Raw genomic sequence first — 17,148 nt, forward strand, 5'->3', positions numbered from 1 at the left:
CTTGTGGATTGTTACTCTTCCTGACGCAGCTCCACCATCAAGTCATCGGCCAAGGTTTCCAAAGCCTCTTGCAAGGTTTCCAACGACAGCGTGGCCGGCACTTGCAACAACGCCTCGGCGTTGAACAGCGGATCACCACTCATGGGCGCCGGGCGCACATCGGTGCTCAGGCGTTCCAGGTTGACGCCCTGCTGACTCAACAACGCGGTGATCTCACGCACGATGCCCGAGCGGTCATTGCCCACCAGGGTCATCAGGATCGGCTTGGACGCCGATGCCTGGCCGCTGCTGCCCTCACCCACCAACACGCGAATGCCGTGGGTGGATAAGTCCTCCAGCGCCCCCACCAATGCCTGGCGCTGCTCGCTCGGCACACTGACCCGCAGGATCCCGGCAAACTGCCCGGCCATGTGCGCCATGCGGCTTTCCAGCCAGTTACCACCATGGCTGGCAATGTTCTGTGCGATGCGTTCAACCAGGCCGGGTTTGTCGGCGGCGATAATAGTGAGTACAAGATGGTCCATGGCGCAGTCCCTCGGTTGGTTGATCCTCGATTATAGACATGCCGCGTTTATCCAGAACGTATGCGTGATCGTCAACGGCCGTCGCAGGCAAGCCAGCTCCCACAGACAAATCGTGTACCATTTTGATATTTATCTGGAACAATCTCATAGTTTTTTGAGAACATCCGGTTCTCCGCTGTGACCGTACGACCAAAGTGGGTCGCTAAACGACGTATTTAGTCTAATTTTCACAACCGCAAGTCATCATGTAGTATGCCCAACCGTGCACTACATAATGAAAATCTGAAAAAGCGCATAAGCTCCGCAGAGTGAGGCAAGCAATGACTGAACACGTTCAAGTCGGTGGCCTGCAGGTCGCCAAAGTCCTGTTCGACTTCGTGAACAACGAAGCCATTCCCGGTACCGGCATCACTGCCGACCAGTTCTGGGCCGGCGCCGACAAGGTCATCCATGACCTGGCCCCGAAGAACAAAGCCCTACTCGCCAAACGCGACGACTTCCAGGCGCGGATCGATACCTGGCACCAGACCCACGCCGGCCAGGCCCATGACCCGGTGGCCTACAAAGCCTTCCTGCAAGACATCGGCTACCTGTTGCCAGAAGCCGCAGACTTTGAGGCCTCGACCCAAAACGTCGATGATGAGATCGCACGCATGGCCGGCCCACAGCTGGTCGTGCCGGTGATGAACGCCCGCTTCGCCCTCAATGCCTCGAATGCGCGCTGGGGCTCGCTGTACGACGCGCTGTATGGCACCGACGCCATCAGCGAAGCCAACGGCGCCGAGAAGGGCAAGGGCTATAACAAAGTGCGTGGCGACAAGGTCATTGCCTTCGCCCGCGCTTTCCTCGACGAGGCCGCACCGCTCAGCGCCGGCAGCCATGTCGATTCCACCGGCTACAAAATCGTCGATGGCAAGCTGATCGTCAGCCTCAAAGGCGGCAGCAACAGCGGCCTGCGTGACGATGCCCAGTTGATCGGTTTCCAGGGCCCTGCGGCCGAGCCGATTGCGATCCTGCTCAAGCACAATGGCCTGCACTTCGAAATCCAGATCGACGCCAGCACCCCAGTCGGCCAAACCGACGCCGCAGGCGTCAAAGACGTGCTGATGGAAGCCGCGCTGACCACCATCATGGACTGCGAAGACTCCGTCGCCGCCGTGGACGCCGATGACAAAGTGGTGATCTACCGCAACTGGCTCGGCCTGATGAAGGGCGACCTGGCCGAAGAAGTGGCCAAGGGCGGCCAGACCTTCACCCGCACCATGAACCCTGACCGCGTCTACACCGGCGTGGATGGCAGCGACGTGACCCTGCACGGCCGTTCGCTGTTGTTCGTGCGCAACGTTGGCCACTTGATGACCATCGACGCGATCCTGGATAAAGACGGCAACGAAGTGCCCGAAGGCATCCTCGACGGCCTGATCACCAGCCTGGCGGCGATCCACAGCCTCAACGGCAACAACACCCGCAAGAACAGCCGTACCGGTTCTGTGTACATCGTGAAACCGAAGATGCACGGCCCGGAAGAAGCCGCGTTCACCAACGAACTGTTCGGTCGCATCGAAGAGGTGCTGAACCTGGCGCGCAATACCCTCAAAGTCGGGATCATGGACGAGGAGCGCCGCACCACGGTCAACCTCAAGGCCTGTATCAAGGCGGCCAGCGAGCGTGTGGTGTTTATCAACACCGGTTTCCTCGACCGCACTGGCGATGAAATCCACACCTCCATGGAAGCCGGCGCGATGGTGCGCAAGGCGGCCATGAAGGCGGAAAAATGGATCGGCGCCTATGAGAACTGGAACGTCGATATCGGCCTGAGCACCGGCCTGCAAGGTCGTGCACAGATCGGTAAAGGCATGTGGGCCATGCCCGACCTGATGGCGGCGATGCTCGAGCAGAAAATCGCTCACCCACTGGCCGGCGCCAACACCGCCTGGGTACCGTCGCCGACCGCCGCGGCCTTGCATGCGTTGCACTATCACAAGGTCGATGTGTTTGCCCGCCAGGCCGAACTGGCCAAGCGCGAGCGCGCCTCGGTGGACGATATCCTCACCATTCCTTTGGCCAGCAACACCGATTGGTCCGAAGAAGAGATCCGCAACGAACTGGACAACAACGCCCAGGGCATCCTCGGCTATGTAGTGCGCTGGATCGACCAGGGTGTGGGCTGCTCCAAGGTGCCGGACATCAATGATGTCGGGCTGATGGAAGACCGCGCCACCCTGCGTATTTCCAGCCAGCACATCGCCAACTGGCTGCGCCACGGCATCGTCAACGAAACTCAAGTGATGGAAAGCCTCAAGCGCATGGCGCCGGTGGTAGACCGCCAGAATGCCGGGGATGCGTTGTACCGCCCATTGGCTCCGGATTTCGACAGCAATATCGCGTTCCAGGCAGCGGTGGAGTTGGTGATTGAAGGGACCAAGCAGCCTAATGGCTATACCGAGCCTGTGTTGCACCGCAGGCGTCGGGAGTTCAAGGCCAAGAACGGCCTGTAAATGAAAAAAGCCCTGATCGAAAGATCAGGGCTTTTTTATCAGTGTCAGTTAGACCGCGTTGCCTGAATCGCAGGCAAGCCAGCTCCCACAGGGGAATGCATTTCAAATGTGGGAGCCGGGCTTGCCCGCGAAGAGGCCAGGCCAGTCACCCCACACTCAGGGCACCATCCCTAACTCCCGCTTCACCAACTTCGCCAACTTCACGCTATCAATCGGCTTGAGCAAGAAATCCACCACGCTCAAATGCATCGCATCAATCACATCCGGCGCTTCCGCGTCCCCCGACATGATGATGATCGGCAACGCCGCACGGGTGGACTCACGCACTTGGCGGATCAATTCCAGGCCATTGCTGGGCGCCATGCGCAGGTCGGTGATCAACAAACCGATGGAACTGTGCGTCTTCAACAACTCCCACGCTGCCTCGCCACTTTCGGCTGTCATGCAGCGAATACCGTCGAGCCCAAGGATTTCCGCCAACAGTTCACGCGCGTCCTTGTCGTCGTCCACGATCAATACGCGTTGGGGGGGTAAGTCGGGCTCCAGCATCACGGCGCTCAGCGCCTCGCGCTCGGCATCACTCAAAATATCGTGGTCGGACATACGTTTCTCAGCAGTTCTCATCAATCTCCCAGCACACTCGTCAGACATCTGCGGAAGGGCGAACAATGTGCACTTCGTCGGAAAGTTTGCCTAGTGGGCTTTCTACGGGTTTTGGACGATTGTCATGTAAGGTTTTTCCCTAGTTTTGCGCGGTATTCCTCGACCTAGACTTACGTCCAATGGGCACCCACCGCGCAGGAGTCGACCATGCAGCACGATAACGACAAAAACACTGCGGTCACTGTTATGAGTAAAGCTGATGCATTCGCACAGGCGGGTAAAACCGCGGTGTTGCAGAACATCCACGGCACCCTGCAATTCCTGCAACGCTTCCCGCCGTTCAATCAGATGGAGCAGGCGCACCTGGCCTTCCTGGTGGAACAGTGCCAGCTGCGTTTCTACGGCCCTGGCGACAGCATCCTCAAACCGTCGGGCGGCCCGGTCGAGCATTTTTATATCGTCAAACAGGGGCGGGTCGTGGGCGAGCGCCCAGACTCGGCGGACACCACCTTTGAAATCGCCACCGGCGAATGCTTCCCCCTCGCCGCCTTGCTGGGTGAACGCGCGACCCGCACAGAACACAAAGCCGCTGAAGACACCTTTTGCCTGCAATTGAACAAACCGGCCTTTATCAAGCTGTTCGCCCTGTCTAGCCCGTTTCGTGATTTCGCCTTGCGCGGGGTCAGCAGCTTGCTCGACCAGGTCAACCAGCAGGTACAGCAAAAAGCCGTGGAAACCCTCGGCACCCAATACTCCTTGAATACCCGCCTGGGTGAATTGGCCATGCGCCACCCGGTCACCTGCAGCTCGCACACGCCGTTGCGCGAAGCAGTGACTTTGATGCACGAACAGCAGGTCGGCAGCATTGTGATCGTCAACGAATACAAGGCGCCCCTGGGCATCTTCACCCTGCGAGATCTGCGCCAGGTGGTCGCCGATGGCACCAGCGACTTCAGCCAGAGCATTGCCGGGCACATGACCCAGGCACCGTTTTACTTGAGCCCGGAACACAGCGCTTTCGATGCGGCCATCGCCATGACCGAGCGGCATATCGCCCACGTGTGCCTGGTGCAAGACCAGCGCCTGTGTGGCGTGGTCTCCGAGCGTGACTTGTTCTCCTTGCAGCGTGTGGACCTGGTGCACCTGGCCCGCACCATCCGCAATGCACCCCGGGTGGAAAACCTGGTGGCGATTCGCGGTGAAATCGGCCAGTTGGTGGAGCGCATGCTCGCCCATGGCGCCTCATCCACCCAGATCACCCACATCATCACGCTGCTCAACGACCACACCGTGTGCCGGGTGATCGAGCTGACCCTCGCGGAAAAAGGCGACCCCGGCGTGCCTTTCAGTTGGCTGTGTTTTGGCAGCGAAGGCCGTCGCGAACAAACGCTGTACACCGACCAGGACAACGGCATCCTGTTCGCGGCCAAGGACGCCGTCGAAGCCGCCGACTTTCGTGGCCGCTTGTTGCCCCTGGCGCAGCACATCAACCAAAGCCTGGCGCTGTGCGGCTTCAGCCTATGTAAGGGCAATATCATGGCCGGCAACCCCGAGCTGTGCTTGTCTCGCGTGGAGTGGGCGCGGCGCTTCGGCGCGTTCATTCGTGAGGCGACGCCAGAAAACCTGCTGGGCTCAAGCATCTATTTTGACTTGCGCGTGGTGTGGGGCGACGAGCGCGGTTGCGAGCAACTGCGCCAGGGCATTCTCGACCAGGTGGCGGATAACCGCTTGTTCCAGCGGATGCTGGCCGAAAATGCGCTGCTGCGACGCCCGCCGGTGGGGCGTTTCCGCGAGTTCGTGCTGACCCGCAAAAATGGCGAAAAAGCCACCCTCGACCTCAAGGTGCAGGGCCTCACGCCCTTTGTAGACGGCGCGCGCCTGTTGGCCCTGGCCAATGGCATCCACGCCAACAACACCCTGGAACGCCTGCGCCAATTGGTGGACAAGGCCGTGATCGAACCCCTGGATGGCGCCGCCTATGAAGAGGCCTACCACTTTATCCAGCAGACCCGCATGCAGCAGCATCAATTGCAGACCCGCGAGAACCTGCCCTATTCCAACCGCGTCGACCCCGACAGCCTCAACCACCTGGACAGGCGCATCCTGCGTGAGTCTCTGCGCCAGGCCCAACGCCTGCAAAGCAGCCTGAGCTTGCGGTATCAGCTGTGAGTTTGTTTGGCTGGCTGCGCGCCAAAAAGCCTGGGCTCAACGCTGCGCAACAGCAGCGCCTGGAGCAGTTACCCACGCCCGCCGAACTGGGCAACGGCCCAATGCGCAGCCAGCGCTGGGTGGTGGTGGACCTGGAAACCAGCGGCCTGAACCTTCACCGCGACCAGGTGCTGTCGATCGGCGCCGTGGTCATCGAAGACGGTGCGGTGGATTTTTCCCAGCTGTTCGAACGCACGCTGCAACGCACCGACACCAAGCTCAGCCCCAGTGTGCTGATCCACGGGCTGGGGCCCAGTGCAATCGCCGCCGGCAGCGACCCGGCCGAAGCGTTGCTGGATTTCATGGCGTTCGTGGGCGACAGCCCTCTGCTGGCTTTTCATGCGCCGTTTGATCAACACATGCTGTGCCGGGCGCTCAAGGACAGCCTGGGGTATCGCCTGGCCCATCCATTCCTGGATGTGGCTGACCTGGCCCCGTTGTTGTGCCCCGAGGCGCATATTCGCGAGGCCGGGCTGGATGATTGGCTCAACCACTTCAGGCTACAGGCCGGCGAACGCCATCACGCCAGCGCCGATGCATTGGCGACGGCGGAGCTGATGCTGATCCTGTTCAGCCGTGCGCGACAGCAACAGATCGACACGCCCCAGGCGCTGCAAGCGCGTTTGGCCCAATGGAAACGGCGCAAACAGGCGCCTTCCCTTTAACGCTTCGCGCCCGACGCGGAGCATCGCAGGATGCATTCCCACGCAGAGCGTGGGAACGATCTCCCGACAGACGCCAATTGCGCCCACTCCACGCCTCTGCGACAATCGCGAATAATTCTCGTTAGTTTAAACCTCTTGTTTATTCGGTGATGCCTTGTCGTCGGTCCAGACCCCACGCAGTGAGCTTGTTGGTGCGTTATATCGCGACCACCGTGGCTGGCTGTTGGCTTGGCTGCGACGTAACGTGGCGTGCCCGAGCCGTGCCGAAGACCTGAGCCAGGACACCTTCATGCGCCTGCTGGGCCGTGATGAGTTGCGCGAGCCCCGCGAACCGCGGGCGTTCCTGGTGGCGATCGCCAAGGGATTGCTGTTCGACTACTTCCGTCGTGCAGCTTTGGAGCAGGCCTACCTCACCGAATTGATGCTGATCCCGGAAAGCGAACAGCCTTCGCCGGAAGCCCAGCAACTGATCCTCGAAGACCTCAAGGCCATCGACCGCCTGCTCGGCAAATTGTCTAGCAAGGCCCGCGCCGCGTTCCTCTATAACCGCCTCGACGGCCTGGGCCACGCCGAAATCGCCCAGCGCCTGGGCGTGTCAGTGCCCCGCGTGCGCCAATACCTGGCCCAGGGCATTCGCCAGTGCTACATCGCACTGTATGGCGAGCCGTCGTGACCGCCATCGGCTCCAAACCGGTGTCGTCGCGCGTGCTGGATGCCGCGATTGCCTGGCAACTGTCCCTCGACTCGGGCAACGGCAACGCGGTGGAACAGGAAGAGTTCAGCAAGTGGCTGGCCAGCGATGAGGAACATGCGCGCGCCTGGCGCCAGTTGGGCATGCTCGACCAGCGTTTCAGCGTGGCCTCGGGCCCGGCCCGGGCGGCGTTGCTGCAATCGCGCCACGGCATCCGCCAACGCGTGCGCAAACTGGGCCGGGGCCTGGCCAGTATCGTGCTGGTGTGCGGCCTGGCGCTGTTTGCCGGTGAGCGTTACGTGCCTATTCACTATTGGCTGGCCGACCAGCGCACCGCCACCGGTGAACAGCGCACGCTGAAGCTGGCGGACGGCACGCGGATCAACCTCAACACCCACAGCGCCATTGATGTGCGCTTCGACGAAACACGCCGCTTGATCGTGTTGCAGGCAGGCGAAATTCTCGTCGAAACCGGCCACGACGATTCACGCCCTTTCTACGTGCAAACCCGCGATGGCAGCCTGCGGGCGCTGGGTACTCGGTTTATCGTCAAGCGCGAAGACGACGCTACGCGCCTGAGTGTGTTGCAGTCAGCCGTGGCCGCCCAGCCCGAGGCGTTGCACCACGAACAGGTGTTCAAGGCGGGCCAGCAGGTGCTGATGCGCAGCGACGGCCTTGGCCCGTTGCTGGCCGTCACCCCGGCCACCGATGCCTGGACGCGCGGCATGCTGGTAGTGGACAACGCTCGGCTGGGGGATGTGATCGAGGAGTTGGCGCGCTATCGCACCGGCTACCTGGGGGTGGATAACAACGTGGCCGACCTGCGCATCACCGGCAGTTTCCCGCTGCATGACACCACGTTGGCATTGAATGCGCTGTTGCCGACTTTGCCGGTGCAGATCGAGCAGCACACGCCGTGGTGGGTGACCGTCAAGGGTAAGCCTTAGGTCCTGCAGCGCCTGGGCGATTGCTATCGCAGGCAAGCCAGCTCCCACATTTCGAATTGCGAACACCTTCAACTGTAGGAGCTGGCTTGCCTGCGATGAGGCCCTCAAGCGCACCTGCGAAAAATATTTTCACTCACCCCTATCACTTTTCGATTCTCGCTCGGCACCTAGGCAATTGAGAAATATTTCCATTCAGGAGCCGCCCTTATGTCCCGCACGCTAGACACCTTGTTGCGCCCCAGCCTGTTAGCCGTGGCGATCGCCCTCAGCGCCCCGCTGGCCAGCACCACGCTGTATGCCGCCGAACAAGCCTCCAGCGTGCGCGCCTATAACCTGCCCGCTGCGCCCCTGGCCACCACCCTGAACCAGATCGCCAGCCAGGGCGGCCTGGCGCTGACCCTCAACCCCGCACTCGCCGCCGGCAAGACCTCGGCACCGGTCAAAGGCCAGTTCGATGCGCAGGGCGCGTTGCGTGAGGCCTTGCGGGGGACGGGGTTGCAGTTGGAGCAAAGCAGTGCGGGCACTTACACCCTGATGCCGGTTCCGGAGGGCGTCGTCGCCTTGCCGACCACCAACATCACCGGCCAAGGCAGCTATGAAAGCGCTTGGGGGCCGGTGGAGGGATATGTAGCAAAGCGCACCGCCGCCGGCACCAAAACCGATACCGCGCTGGTTGAGGCACCACGCTCGATCTCGGTTGCCACCCGCGAGCAGATGCAGGACCGTAACGTGCAGAACCTCGACGACGCGGTCAAGTACATGCCCGGCATCGTGTCCGCCAGCTACGGCAGCGACACCCGTTACGACTGGATGCGTGTGCGCGGCTTCGAGCCGACGCAATTCCTTGATGGCCTGCCACTGCCCCGTGGCGTGTACGCCAACCCAAAAGCCGAAACCTGGAACCTCGATCGCCTCGCCCTGCTGCGCGGCCCGGCTTCATCGGTTTATGGTCAAACTCCACCTGGTGGCTTGCTGGACATGGTCAGCCGCCGTCCCAGCGCCGAACAGAGCAGTGCTATCCAGGTGCAATACGGCAGTGACAACCACCGCCAGATCAATTTCGAAAGCACTGGCAAGATCGATGATGAGGGCCAGTTTCTCTACAGCGTTGGCGGCGTGGTGCGCGATGCCGGTACCCAGGTCGATCACATCGACAACAAGCGGTACAACATCGCACCGAGCTTGACCTGGAATATCGACACCGATACCAAGTTGACCTTGCTGTCGCAGTTCACCCGCGACGATACCGGGGCGACCAGCCAGTTCCTGCCGATAGTCGGCACCAAGATCAAGTCGCCACTGGGTGACGTTTCGCATCATAAAAACCTGGGCGATCCGGACTACGAGTTCTACGACCGTACCTATTACGCACTCGGCTACGCATTCGAGCACCGCTTCAACGATACCTGGCAGTTCAAACAGAATCTGCGTTACACCAAATCAGAATTGTCGTTCCAACAATTGACCGTGGGCGCCTTTGCCTGGGCACCGGTCGACGCCGAAGGCAATATGGACCGTTCTTCGACCAACGTGGACGAGAACATCGGACAATTGGCGGTAGATAACAACTTTCAGGCCGACTTCTCCACCGGCGACGTCACCCACACCCTTCTACTCGGGCTTGACCACCAGCGTACCGATACCTCGTACCTGTCGATTTACGGGCAGGCCGGACGAGTCAACATCTTCAACCCGGTCAACACCACGCCAGTTGAACGCCCCGCACGCTCCGGCGCTTTCTACGACTACAATCAGAAAACCGTCCAGACCGGCCTCTACGTCCAAGACCAGATGGCTCTTGATAACTGGCGCTTGACCCTGGGTGGCCGTGAAGACTGGGTGCACCAAGGCACTACGTACCTCAACAAAAACGACGCGACCAATACTGACCGCAGCAAGAATTTCAGCGGTAACGCGGCACTGAGCTATGTGTTCGACTCGGGCTTCGTACCGTATATCTCCTACGCCGAATCTTTCCAGCCGGCGAGCAACGCCAGCGCCTCTCCTACAGAATCCTATAAGCCCACCGAAGGCAAGCAGTGGGAATTGGGGATCAAGTACCAACCGCCGGGTTCGAACACGCTACTCAGTGCCGCGCTGTATGACCTGACCCAGAAGAACGTTCTGGTCAGCAGCTTCCAGTCCGGTGGTGTTTCTGTCACCGACCAGACCGGCGTAGTGAAAGTCAAAGGCCTGGAGCTGGAAGCCGTATCTGACGTGACCGAGAACCTCAAAGTGATCGCTGCCTACACGTTGGCCAAATCCGAAGTGCAAAAAGGCGAGTTCAAAGGCAACCGCCTGCAACTGATGCCTAACCAACAAGCGTCCTTGTGGACCGACTACACCTGGCACACCGGCGCGCTCGACGGTTTCGGTATCGGCTTCGGCGCACGCTATACCGGCAATACCTATGGCGACCAAGCCAATACCTGGGCCGGCAAGGCCGACGCCTACACCGTGTTCGACGGCGCGGTGCATTACGACCTCGGTCGCCTGGACAACAGCCTCAAGGGCGCGTCGGTGAAAGTGAACGCGACCAACCTGTTCAACAAAGACTACATTTCCACCTGCGATGGCTCCTATTGCTACTTCGGCGACCAACGCAGCGTAGTCGCCAGCGCCACCTACCAGTGGTAATCAGCTGAGCTAACCACCAGGCCGCCCCACAGGGCGGCTTTGGTGCATCTGAAGGCTAGACAATGAAAAGCAAAACCATCCGCCGCTGGTCCTTCATCCACACCTGGACCAGCCTGATCTGCACCGTATTCCTGCTGCTGCTCGCCCTCACCGGCCTGCCGTTGGTGTTTCACCACGAGATCGACCACCTGCTGGGCAATGAGCCCGAACTGGCGCAGATGCCCGCCGATACGCCCCGGCTCAACCTTGAGCAGCTTGTGGCTAAAGCCCAGGCCCATCGCCCCGGCGAGGCCATGCAGTACCTGGCCTGGGACGAAGACGACAACAACGGCGTGATCGCGATCATGGCGGCCACAGCCGGCACGGAGCCGAACTCGTCGCACACCTTCATGCTCGATGCCCGCACTGGCGAAACCGTCGAAATGCCGTCTGCCAATGGGGGCTTCACCCTGTTCCTGCTGCGCCTGCATGTGGATATGTTTGCCGGGCTGCCGGGCAAGTTGCTGCTGGCGTTCATGGGCATTCTGTTTGTACTGGCGATTATCTCGGGCACGGTGTTGTACCTGCCGTTCATGCGCCGCTTGAAGTTCGCCACCGTGCGCCAGGATAAGTCCACCCGCCTGCGCTGGCTCGACCTGCACAACCTGATCGGCGTGGTCACCCTGACCTGGGCGCTGGTGGTGGGTGTGACTGGCGTGATCAGCGCCTGCGCCGACCTGATCATCGCGGCGTGGCGCGAGGACAGCCTCAGCGCCATGATCGAACCCTACAAGAACGCCCCGCCGCTGACCCAGCGCGCACCCGCCACCGAGCTGTTGAGCATTGCCGCCAAGGCCGCACCGGGTATGGAGCCAGACTTTATCGCCTTCCCCGGCACACGCTTCTCCAGCGAACATCACTACGCTGTGTTCATGAAAGGCAGCACGCACCTGACCTCCCATTTGCTGACACCGGTCCTGATCGACGCCAGCACCCTGGCCGTCACTGCCATCGCCGAACGGCCGTGGTACATGGACGCCATGGGCATGTCCCAACCCCTGCATTTTGGTGATTACGGCGGCATGCCGATGAAAGTCCTGTGGGCGGTGCTGGATGTGTTGACCATCATCGTGCTGGTGAGCGGCATTTACTTATGGGTCGTGCGGCGCAAGGCGGCCAAGGTATGAAGCCGCGGCAGTCGAATTTCTGGAAGGTGTTTGCCATACCACTGGGGATTGGCCTGCTCAGTGCCGCCGGGTTGTTTGCGGCGCTGCTGGGGGATGGGTGGTGGGATTCGTTGAGTTGGATCGGGCTCGGGATACCGGCAATGATGGGTGTATGGGGGTTGGTTAAGCGGCGCGGCTGAGGTCGCTATCGCAGGCAAGCCAGCTCCCACATTTTGACCTGTGAACGCCGTCCAATGTGGGAGCTGGCTTGCCTGCGATGAGGCCGCAAAAACAACGTGGCCCCCTCGCCAGGCACCGCACAACCCTCTAGGCTAGCCACAATTCACCTCGAGGAATGCCCATGTCCGCGCCCAGCATGACCTTGTTCCACAACCCAGCGTCACCCTTCGTGCGCAAAGTCCGTGTGCTGCTGATCGAGACCGGCCAACAAGACCGCGTGGCCCTGCACGCTTGCATGCCCACGCCCATCACCCCGGACGCCGATGTGGTGCAAGGCAACCCCACCGGCAAGATCCCGGCCCTGCGCCTGGCCGACGGTTCGGTATTGCACGACAGCCGGGTGATCCTCGATTACTTCGACCACCAGCATGTCGGCAACCCGCTGATCCCCCGCGACGGCTCGGCCCGCTGGCGGCGCCTGACCCTGGCCTCGATGGCTGACGGCATCATGGATGCCGCCGTGCTGGTGCGTTACGAGACCGCCATGCGCCCGCCAGAAAAACACTGGGCGCCCTGGCTGGATGAACAGCGCAACAAGATCCGCCGCGCCCTCGCCGAGCTGGAGCGAGACGCCATTGCCGAACTGGCCAGCCACTTCGACATCGCCACCATCAGTGTGGCCTGTGCACTGGGTTATATCGACTTTCGTCATCCGGATATGCAGTGGCGCTCGGACAACCCCAAGCTTGCCGCCTGGTACGCCGAGGTCAGCCTGCGGCCTTCGATGCAGCAGACTCAGCCGCCCCTGTAGGAGCGAGCTTGCTCGCGAAAATCGTCAACGATAACGCGGGTAGTCTGGTTAAACGTGGTGTCTTGGCGTTCTTCGCGAGCAAGCTCGCTCCTACAGTGTGAGGCGGTGTGATTGAGGAAGTTGACCATCTTCGCCTTCATCTGCTGGTCTTCGCGCAGTCCGATCATTGCCCTTGCTCCACCTTGCGTTTACCCACGCCGTACCAATCCAGCTTGCGTGTCAGCACCATCACTGTGCCCAACAGGCCAAACAGCAACAGCGAGCCCATCAACAGCGCGTAATCCTCGGCACTGAGCAACCCGTACAGCAAGCCATACAACGCCGCCAGCCCGGCCGAAAACCCCAGGCCGTGGGCAACGCTGCGCAGCACATGGCACACGTAGAAGCCGATCAACACCACACAGGCGCTGGCGGATATCAGGTAGGCCAGGGCAAAGCCCAGATGCTCGGACAAGGACAACAGCAGCAGGTAGAAGAACGCCAGCGCGACGCCCACCAAAGCGTACTGGATCGGGTGCACCGCCAAACTCTTGAGCACCTCGAACAGGAAGAAGCCAGCAAAGGTCAGCGCGATAAACAACAGCGCATATTTAATCGCCCGGTCGCTCTTGAGGTACTGGTCTACCGGGTCGATGAAGTTCACGCCAAAGCTGCGGTTGCTGAAGTTTTCACAGCCTTGCCCGTCCAGGCAGTTCTGCAGGGCTTGTTCCAGATTGGTGGAGAAGAATGTCGTCTGCCAATTGGCGCTGAAACCCTGGTCGGTGACCTCACGTTGAGCCGGCAGGAAGTTGCCGATAAAGCTCGGGTGCGGCCAGTTGGACGCCAGTGACACCTGGCTGGTCTTGCCCACGGGCACCACTTGCAGTTGCTCGGTGCCTTGCAGGCGCAGGTCGAAGGCGAACTCCACCACGGCGGGTTTCTTGCTGTCTTGCTCGGGCAACGTCACATGCACACCCTCGCCCAGCCAATCGACTTGGGAACCCGGCGAGAACTCCAGCCGCTGCTCACCCAGTTCCAGCTTCAGCGCGTTTTCAATGCCGCGAATATCACTGATGCCCACCGCCAGAAACGCCGGTTCAAAGCGGTAGTCTGCAAAGTCTTCGGTGATCCCCAACTGCGCAGGCAACTCGAAACGCCCGCTGATACGGTTGTCGGCGTGGAACAACCGCGCCTGGTAGATCCCCCGCGAGCGCAGTTCGGTTTGCACCTTGCCGTCGAGCTCAAAACGATCCGGCAGGAAATACAGACGGCCGCGTTCTTCACGGGTTTCTTCGTAGCGCTTGTTGAGCTTTTCATTGAGCTTCCACTCACGCACGGTCTTGCGATACGGCACCACCATCACCGGCCCGGTGAGGCGCTGGGCAAAGCTTGAGCTTCTGGCAATGTCCATCAATACGCCGTCGCGCAGTTGCTGACGGTCGCTGATGATGCCGTTGATCATCAACAATGGAATCAGCAACAGCAGGATCAGCAGCGCAATCGCGCCCAATTTGAAAAGCAGGTTGCGGTTCATGGGTCTCTCCCTGTTTTGATGGGGAGAGTCTGCCCAGCCGGTATGGGGGATTTATGTGGGCAATGTGGAGACTGTGTGGAGATGCAGCACCGCTTGCACGCCGCCGGGTACGTTGCCGATCTGCAGGGTGCCGCCGTGCAGCTTCATCACTTCTTCGACAAAGTTGAGCCCCAGGCCCGTACTTTTGCGCCCACTGGCCGGGCGCGGCAGCGAGTAGAAGCGCTCGCTCAGGCGCGGCAAGGCGTAATCGGGAATCGCCTCGGCCTGGTTGAACAGGCTGACCTGCACCTCGTGATGCCGCACCTGGGCGCTGAACCTCAGCGTGCCGCCGGGCGGGGTGAAATCCAGGGCATTGTCCAGCAGGTTACCCAAAGCCTGGCGCAGCAGGAAGGGTTCGCCAAACACCCGCAGATCGGCGGCGATGGCCTGCTCGACGTGCAAGCCGGCGCCTTCGATCCGCGCACATTGAGCCTTGAGCACATCCTCAACCAGCGCGGCCAAAGGAATGCTCGACTGCTCTTCCAGACCCTGGCGCTGCTCCACCTGGGCCAGGTTCAACAGGCGTTCGATCAACTGCTGCAGGCGCGCGCTTTCGCTGTCGATATTGCCGACAAACCGCTGCTGCTGCTCGCGGCTCATATCGCCCTGCAACAACTCCGCCGCGCCGCGAATCGCCGCCAACGGGCTTTTCAATTCATGGGTCAGGGTATGCACGTAGCGCTCTACGTAAGCCTTGCCTTCCAGCTGCGTGCGCATGTGTTCCACGGCGGTGGATAACTGCTTGAGCTCGCCGCCGCGATAATGCGGCAACTCGGCGCGGCGGCCCTCGCTCACGGCTTCGGCATAGGCGGTAAGGCGTCTGAGGGCCACCGTCAGCCACCACGACAATAGCGCGCCCAGCAGCAGCCCCAGGGTGACCAGCCCGGCGCCGTACCACAGCAGGCGCCGCTCGGTGCGATCCACGTAGGGTTGCAACGAGCTGTTGGGCTTGGCCACGGTGACCACGCCGATGATCTGGCCGTTATCGCGAATCGGCGCCCCCACGTGCATCACTGATGAAGTCGGGTCGTCCACATCGCTGCGGGTGGAGCGCGCGCCGTATTCGCCACGCAGGGTCAGGTACACGTCGTTCCATTTCGAATAGTCCTGGCCCACCGCTTCACCGCTGGAGTCGAGCAATACCCTGCCCTTGGCGTCAGTCACGTAGATGCGATGGTTGACCTGGTTTTTCGGCAGCCCCCAGATCACCGCACCCGGTTGACGGTTGCCATAGGCCTTGAGCAGCGCTGGCCAATGACTCTGGCCGAGGGTGCCGTTCTTCACGTCCTCGCGCAGGATCTCGGCCAACAGGTTAGCGGTGTCCACCAGGGTTTCTTCGGTGGACTGGCGCACGCCGGGGCGGATTTCCTTCATCACGGTGTTGAGCACGAAGTAGCCGGTCAGGCCGATAAACAGCGCATACACCAGGAAAATCCGCAGCCCCAGGCGCATCAGCTGTGGCTCGGGCTGTAGCTATAGCCAAGGCCACGATGGGTCTGGATCGGCTCGGCGTCCGCCGCCACACTCCGAAGCTTGCTGCGCAGGCTTTTGATATGGCTGTCGATATTGCGCTCGTAACCGGCATCAAAGGGTACGCCCACCGCGTCCAGCAGTTGCTCGCGGCTGAACACGCGCTCGGGTTGTTCCAGCAGGCTTTGCAGCAGGCGGAACTCATGACGCGTGAGGCTCAAGGGTTGGCCGCGATAGAGAATCTGCATGCGCTCCAGATCCACTTGGAACAGGGTTGGCGCCACACCCGGGCCGACCCGCTTGAGAATCGCCCTGACCCGCGCCGCCACTTCCCGTGGGCTGAAAGGCTTGACCACATAATCGTCGGCGCCGATCTCCAGCCCCACCACCCGGTCGATCTCGGCATCCCGGGCACTGAGGAACATCACCGGCACTTCGCTGAACCGGCGCAATTGTTTGCAGGTTTCAAAGCCGGTGATGTCCGGCAGGCCGATGTCGAGGATGACCAGGTCGGCCGGGGTCTGGCGCTGATGTTCCAGCGCGGCCTGGCCGAGCGTCAGCCAGGTAGTGGTGAAGCCTTCGCCTTGCAGGGCAAAGATCAGCGTGTCGGCTATTGCCGCTTCGTCTTCGACAATCAGGATGTGCGGCATGGGTTCAATCAGCAGTCCGGTTTGTCGGCAGTGTAACGACGCGCCGGGTTCACCGCAGCACCAAACTCACGCAGGGCCTTGGCGCCGATCAACAGTGGGTAGTTGAAACTGCTGCGGTCAGTGAGGTTGACCTCGACGGTGCGCTTGACGTCGCCCAGGCACATTTCCAGGTCGATCACCGGGCGCTTGGCCACGCTGGCTTCGTCCTTGTCATCATCTTCGTCGGCGCGGCTCTTGATCTTGCTGATGCGCGACACCTTATGCTCATACACCTTGTTACCGGCGTCCTCACCGCCGAGGCGGAAGCGCACCCAGTCATCGCCGTCGCGCTTGAAGGTTTCGATGTCACGCGCCGACAGCGAGGCGGTCAGTGCGCCGGTGTCCATCTTGGCCTTGAACGTCTGGCCGATCTCCGGCAACTGGATGTATTCGTAGCGACCGTAAAGGGTCGGCTCGGCCGCCATGACAGGTACGGCAACCAGGGCGAACGCGGCAAGGAGTAATTTCACGGCAGGATTTCCTCGAAAGAAGTGGGCGGAGTCTAGACCGCAAACACAGCACTTAGTT

The 17,148-nt window shown here is 61.1% G+C and carries 16 protein-coding genes; 9 read left to right on the forward strand and 7 right to left on the reverse strand.

From position 1 onward, the window contains the following. Positions 1-11: 11 nt before the first annotated feature. Positions 12-524 carry a glycine cleavage system protein R gene (locus tag GIW04_RS04830; protein ID WP_003194815.1) on the reverse strand — a complete coding sequence of 171 codons (513 nt, stop codon included), beginning with the start codon at positions 522-524 and terminating at the stop codon, positions 12-14. A gap of 320 nt (positions 525-844) precedes the next feature. On the opposite strand from GIW04_RS04830, the gene GIW04_RS04835 reads away from it, so the two are divergent. Further along, positions 845-3,022 carry a malate synthase G gene (locus GIW04_RS04835; protein WP_120247544.1) on the forward strand — a complete coding sequence of 726 codons (2,178 nt, stop codon included), beginning with the start codon at positions 845-847 and terminating at the stop codon, positions 3,020-3,022. Positions 3,023-3,178: 156 nt separating this feature from the next. Here the strand turns inward: GIW04_RS04835 and GIW04_RS04840 are convergent, their stop codons facing one another. Continuing rightward, positions 3,179-3,625, reverse strand: a complete 447-nt coding sequence (locus GIW04_RS04840) for a response regulator (RefSeq protein WP_003194818.1) — start codon at positions 3,623-3,625, stop codon at positions 3,179-3,181. A gap of 246 nt (positions 3,626-3,871) precedes the next feature. Here GIW04_RS04840 and GIW04_RS04845 point away from each other — a divergent pair, with 246 nt between their 5' ends. The 8 genes from GIW04_RS04845 (at position 3,872) to GIW04_RS04880 (ending at position 12,909) form a co-directional block, all read left to right on the forward strand. Then, a complete protein-coding gene (locus GIW04_RS04845) occupies positions 3,872-5,794 on the forward strand; it encodes a putative nucleotidyltransferase substrate binding domain-containing protein (RefSeq protein WP_003194820.1) in 1,923 nt (640 codons plus the stop codon). After that, positions 5,791-6,498 carry a 3'-5' exonuclease gene (locus tag GIW04_RS04850; protein WP_120247543.1) on the forward strand — a complete coding sequence of 236 codons (708 nt, stop codon included), beginning with the start codon at positions 5,791-5,793 and terminating at the stop codon, positions 6,496-6,498. The genes GIW04_RS04845 and GIW04_RS04850 overlap by 4 nt, the downstream gene beginning before the upstream one ends. Positions 6,499-6,652: 154 nt before the next feature. Next, positions 6,653-7,171 carry an RNA polymerase sigma factor gene (locus GIW04_RS04855; protein WP_003194824.1) on the forward strand — a complete coding sequence of 173 codons (519 nt, stop codon included), beginning with the start codon at positions 6,653-6,655 and terminating at the stop codon, positions 7,169-7,171. Then, positions 7,168-8,136: a FecR domain-containing protein gene (locus GIW04_RS04860; RefSeq protein ID WP_120247542.1), complete on the forward strand. Its 969-nt coding sequence runs from the start codon at positions 7,168-7,170 to the stop codon at positions 8,134-8,136. The genes GIW04_RS04855 and GIW04_RS04860 overlap by 4 nt, the downstream gene beginning before the upstream one ends. A gap of 207 nt (positions 8,137-8,343) precedes the next feature. Next, the gene (locus GIW04_RS04865) at positions 8,344-10,773 is read left to right on the forward strand and encodes a TonB-dependent siderophore receptor (protein ID WP_120247541.1); all 2,430 of its coding nucleotides are present in this window, start codon (positions 8,344-8,346) and stop codon (positions 10,771-10,773) included. A gap of 62 nt (positions 10,774-10,835) precedes the next feature. Further along, positions 10,836-11,939, forward strand: a complete 1,104-nt coding sequence (locus GIW04_RS04870; RefSeq protein ID WP_120247540.1) for a PepSY-associated TM helix domain-containing protein — start codon at positions 10,836-10,838, stop codon at positions 11,937-11,939. Next, on the forward strand, positions 11,936-12,118 hold the full coding sequence (locus tag GIW04_RS04875; RefSeq protein ID WP_003194833.1) for a hypothetical protein: 183 nt from the start codon (positions 11,936-11,938) through the stop codon (positions 12,116-12,118). Before GIW04_RS04870 ends, GIW04_RS04875 begins: the two co-directional genes overlap by 4 nt. A gap of 161 nt (positions 12,119-12,279) precedes the next feature. Beyond that, positions 12,280-12,909, forward strand: a complete 630-nt coding sequence (locus tag GIW04_RS04880; protein ID WP_003194835.1) for a glutathione S-transferase family protein — start codon at positions 12,280-12,282, stop codon at positions 12,907-12,909. Here the strand turns inward: GIW04_RS04880 and GIW04_RS31430 are convergent. The 5 genes from GIW04_RS31430 to rloA2 are packed head-to-tail and all read right to left on the reverse strand — an operon-like array spanning position 12,894 to position 17,090. Continuing rightward, positions 12,894-13,076 (reverse strand): hypothetical protein, encoded by a 183-nt coding sequence (locus GIW04_RS31430; RefSeq protein ID WP_034133931.1) that lies wholly within the window; start codon positions 13,074-13,076, stop codon positions 12,894-12,896. The genes GIW04_RS04880 and GIW04_RS31430 overlap by 16 nt on opposite strands. Beyond that, on the reverse strand, positions 13,073-14,422 hold the full coding sequence (gene creD / locus GIW04_RS04890) for a cell envelope integrity protein CreD (protein ID WP_034133932.1): 1,350 nt from the start codon (positions 14,420-14,422) through the stop codon (positions 13,073-13,075). Before creD ends, GIW04_RS31430 begins: the two co-directional genes overlap by 4 nt. 51 nt (positions 14,423-14,473) lie before the next feature. Next, on the reverse strand, positions 14,474-15,913 hold the full coding sequence (gene creC / locus GIW04_RS04895) for a two-component system sensor histidine kinase CreC (protein WP_120247539.1): 1,440 nt from the start codon (positions 15,911-15,913) through the stop codon (positions 14,474-14,476). After that, entirely contained in the window at positions 15,913-16,581 is a 669-nt protein-coding gene (creB, locus tag GIW04_RS04900) for a two-component system response regulator CreB (protein ID WP_003194839.1), read from the reverse strand. Before creB ends, creC begins: the two co-directional genes overlap by 1 nt. Before the next feature lie 8 nt (positions 16,582-16,589). Beyond that, on the reverse strand, positions 16,590-17,090 hold the full coding sequence (gene rloA2, locus GIW04_RS04905; protein WP_094773884.1) for a retropepsin-like aspartic peptidase RloA2: 501 nt from the start codon (positions 17,088-17,090) through the stop codon (positions 16,590-16,592). Positions 17,091-17,148 lie beyond the last annotated feature (58 nt).

The organism is Pseudomonas sp. PA-4-8C (genome assembly GCF_021606625.1).
In the GTDB taxonomy this organism is placed as follows: domain Bacteria; phylum Pseudomonadota; class Gammaproteobacteria; order Pseudomonadales; family Pseudomonadaceae; genus Aquipseudomonas; species Aquipseudomonas lactis.

Excerpts from the sequence above, each read along its gene's own strand:
- creB (WP_003194839.1), bottom strand. The coding sequence starts at position 16,581 with ATGCCGCACATCCTGATTGTCGAAGACGAAGCGGCAATAGCCGACACG.
- GIW04_RS04875 (WP_003194833.1), top strand. The coding sequence starts at position 11,936 with ATGAAGCCGCGGCAGTCGAATTTCTGGAAGGTGTTTGCCATACCACTG.
- GIW04_RS04835 (WP_120247544.1), top strand. The coding sequence starts at position 845 with ATGACTGAACACGTTCAAGTCGGTGGCCTGCAGGTCGCCAAAGTCCTG.
- GIW04_RS04830 (WP_003194815.1), bottom strand. The coding sequence starts at position 524 with ATGGACCATCTTGTACTCACTATTATCGCCGCCGACAAACCCGGCCTG.
- GIW04_RS04845 (WP_003194820.1), top strand. The coding sequence starts at position 3,872 with ATGAGTAAAGCTGATGCATTCGCACAGGCGGGTAAAACCGCGGTGTTG.
- creC (WP_120247539.1), bottom strand. The coding sequence starts at position 15,913 with ATGCGCCTGGGGCTGCGGATTTTCCTGGTGTATGCGCTGTTTATCGGC.
- creD (WP_034133932.1), bottom strand. The coding sequence starts at position 14,422 with ATGAACCGCAACCTGCTTTTCAAATTGGGCGCGATTGCGCTGCTGATC.
- GIW04_RS31430 (WP_034133931.1), bottom strand. The coding sequence starts at position 13,076 with ATGATCGGACTGCGCGAAGACCAGCAGATGAAGGCGAAGATGGTCAAC.
- GIW04_RS04865 (WP_120247541.1), top strand. The coding sequence starts at position 8,344 with ATGTCCCGCACGCTAGACACCTTGTTGCGCCCCAGCCTGTTAGCCGTG.
- GIW04_RS04870 (WP_120247540.1), top strand. The coding sequence starts at position 10,836 with ATGAAAAGCAAAACCATCCGCCGCTGGTCCTTCATCCACACCTGGACC.
- GIW04_RS04840 (WP_003194818.1), bottom strand. The coding sequence starts at position 3,625 with ATGTCCGACCACGATATTTTGAGTGATGCCGAGCGCGAGGCGCTGAGC.
- GIW04_RS04880 (WP_003194835.1), top strand. The coding sequence starts at position 12,280 with ATGTCCGCGCCCAGCATGACCTTGTTCCACAACCCAGCGTCACCCTTC.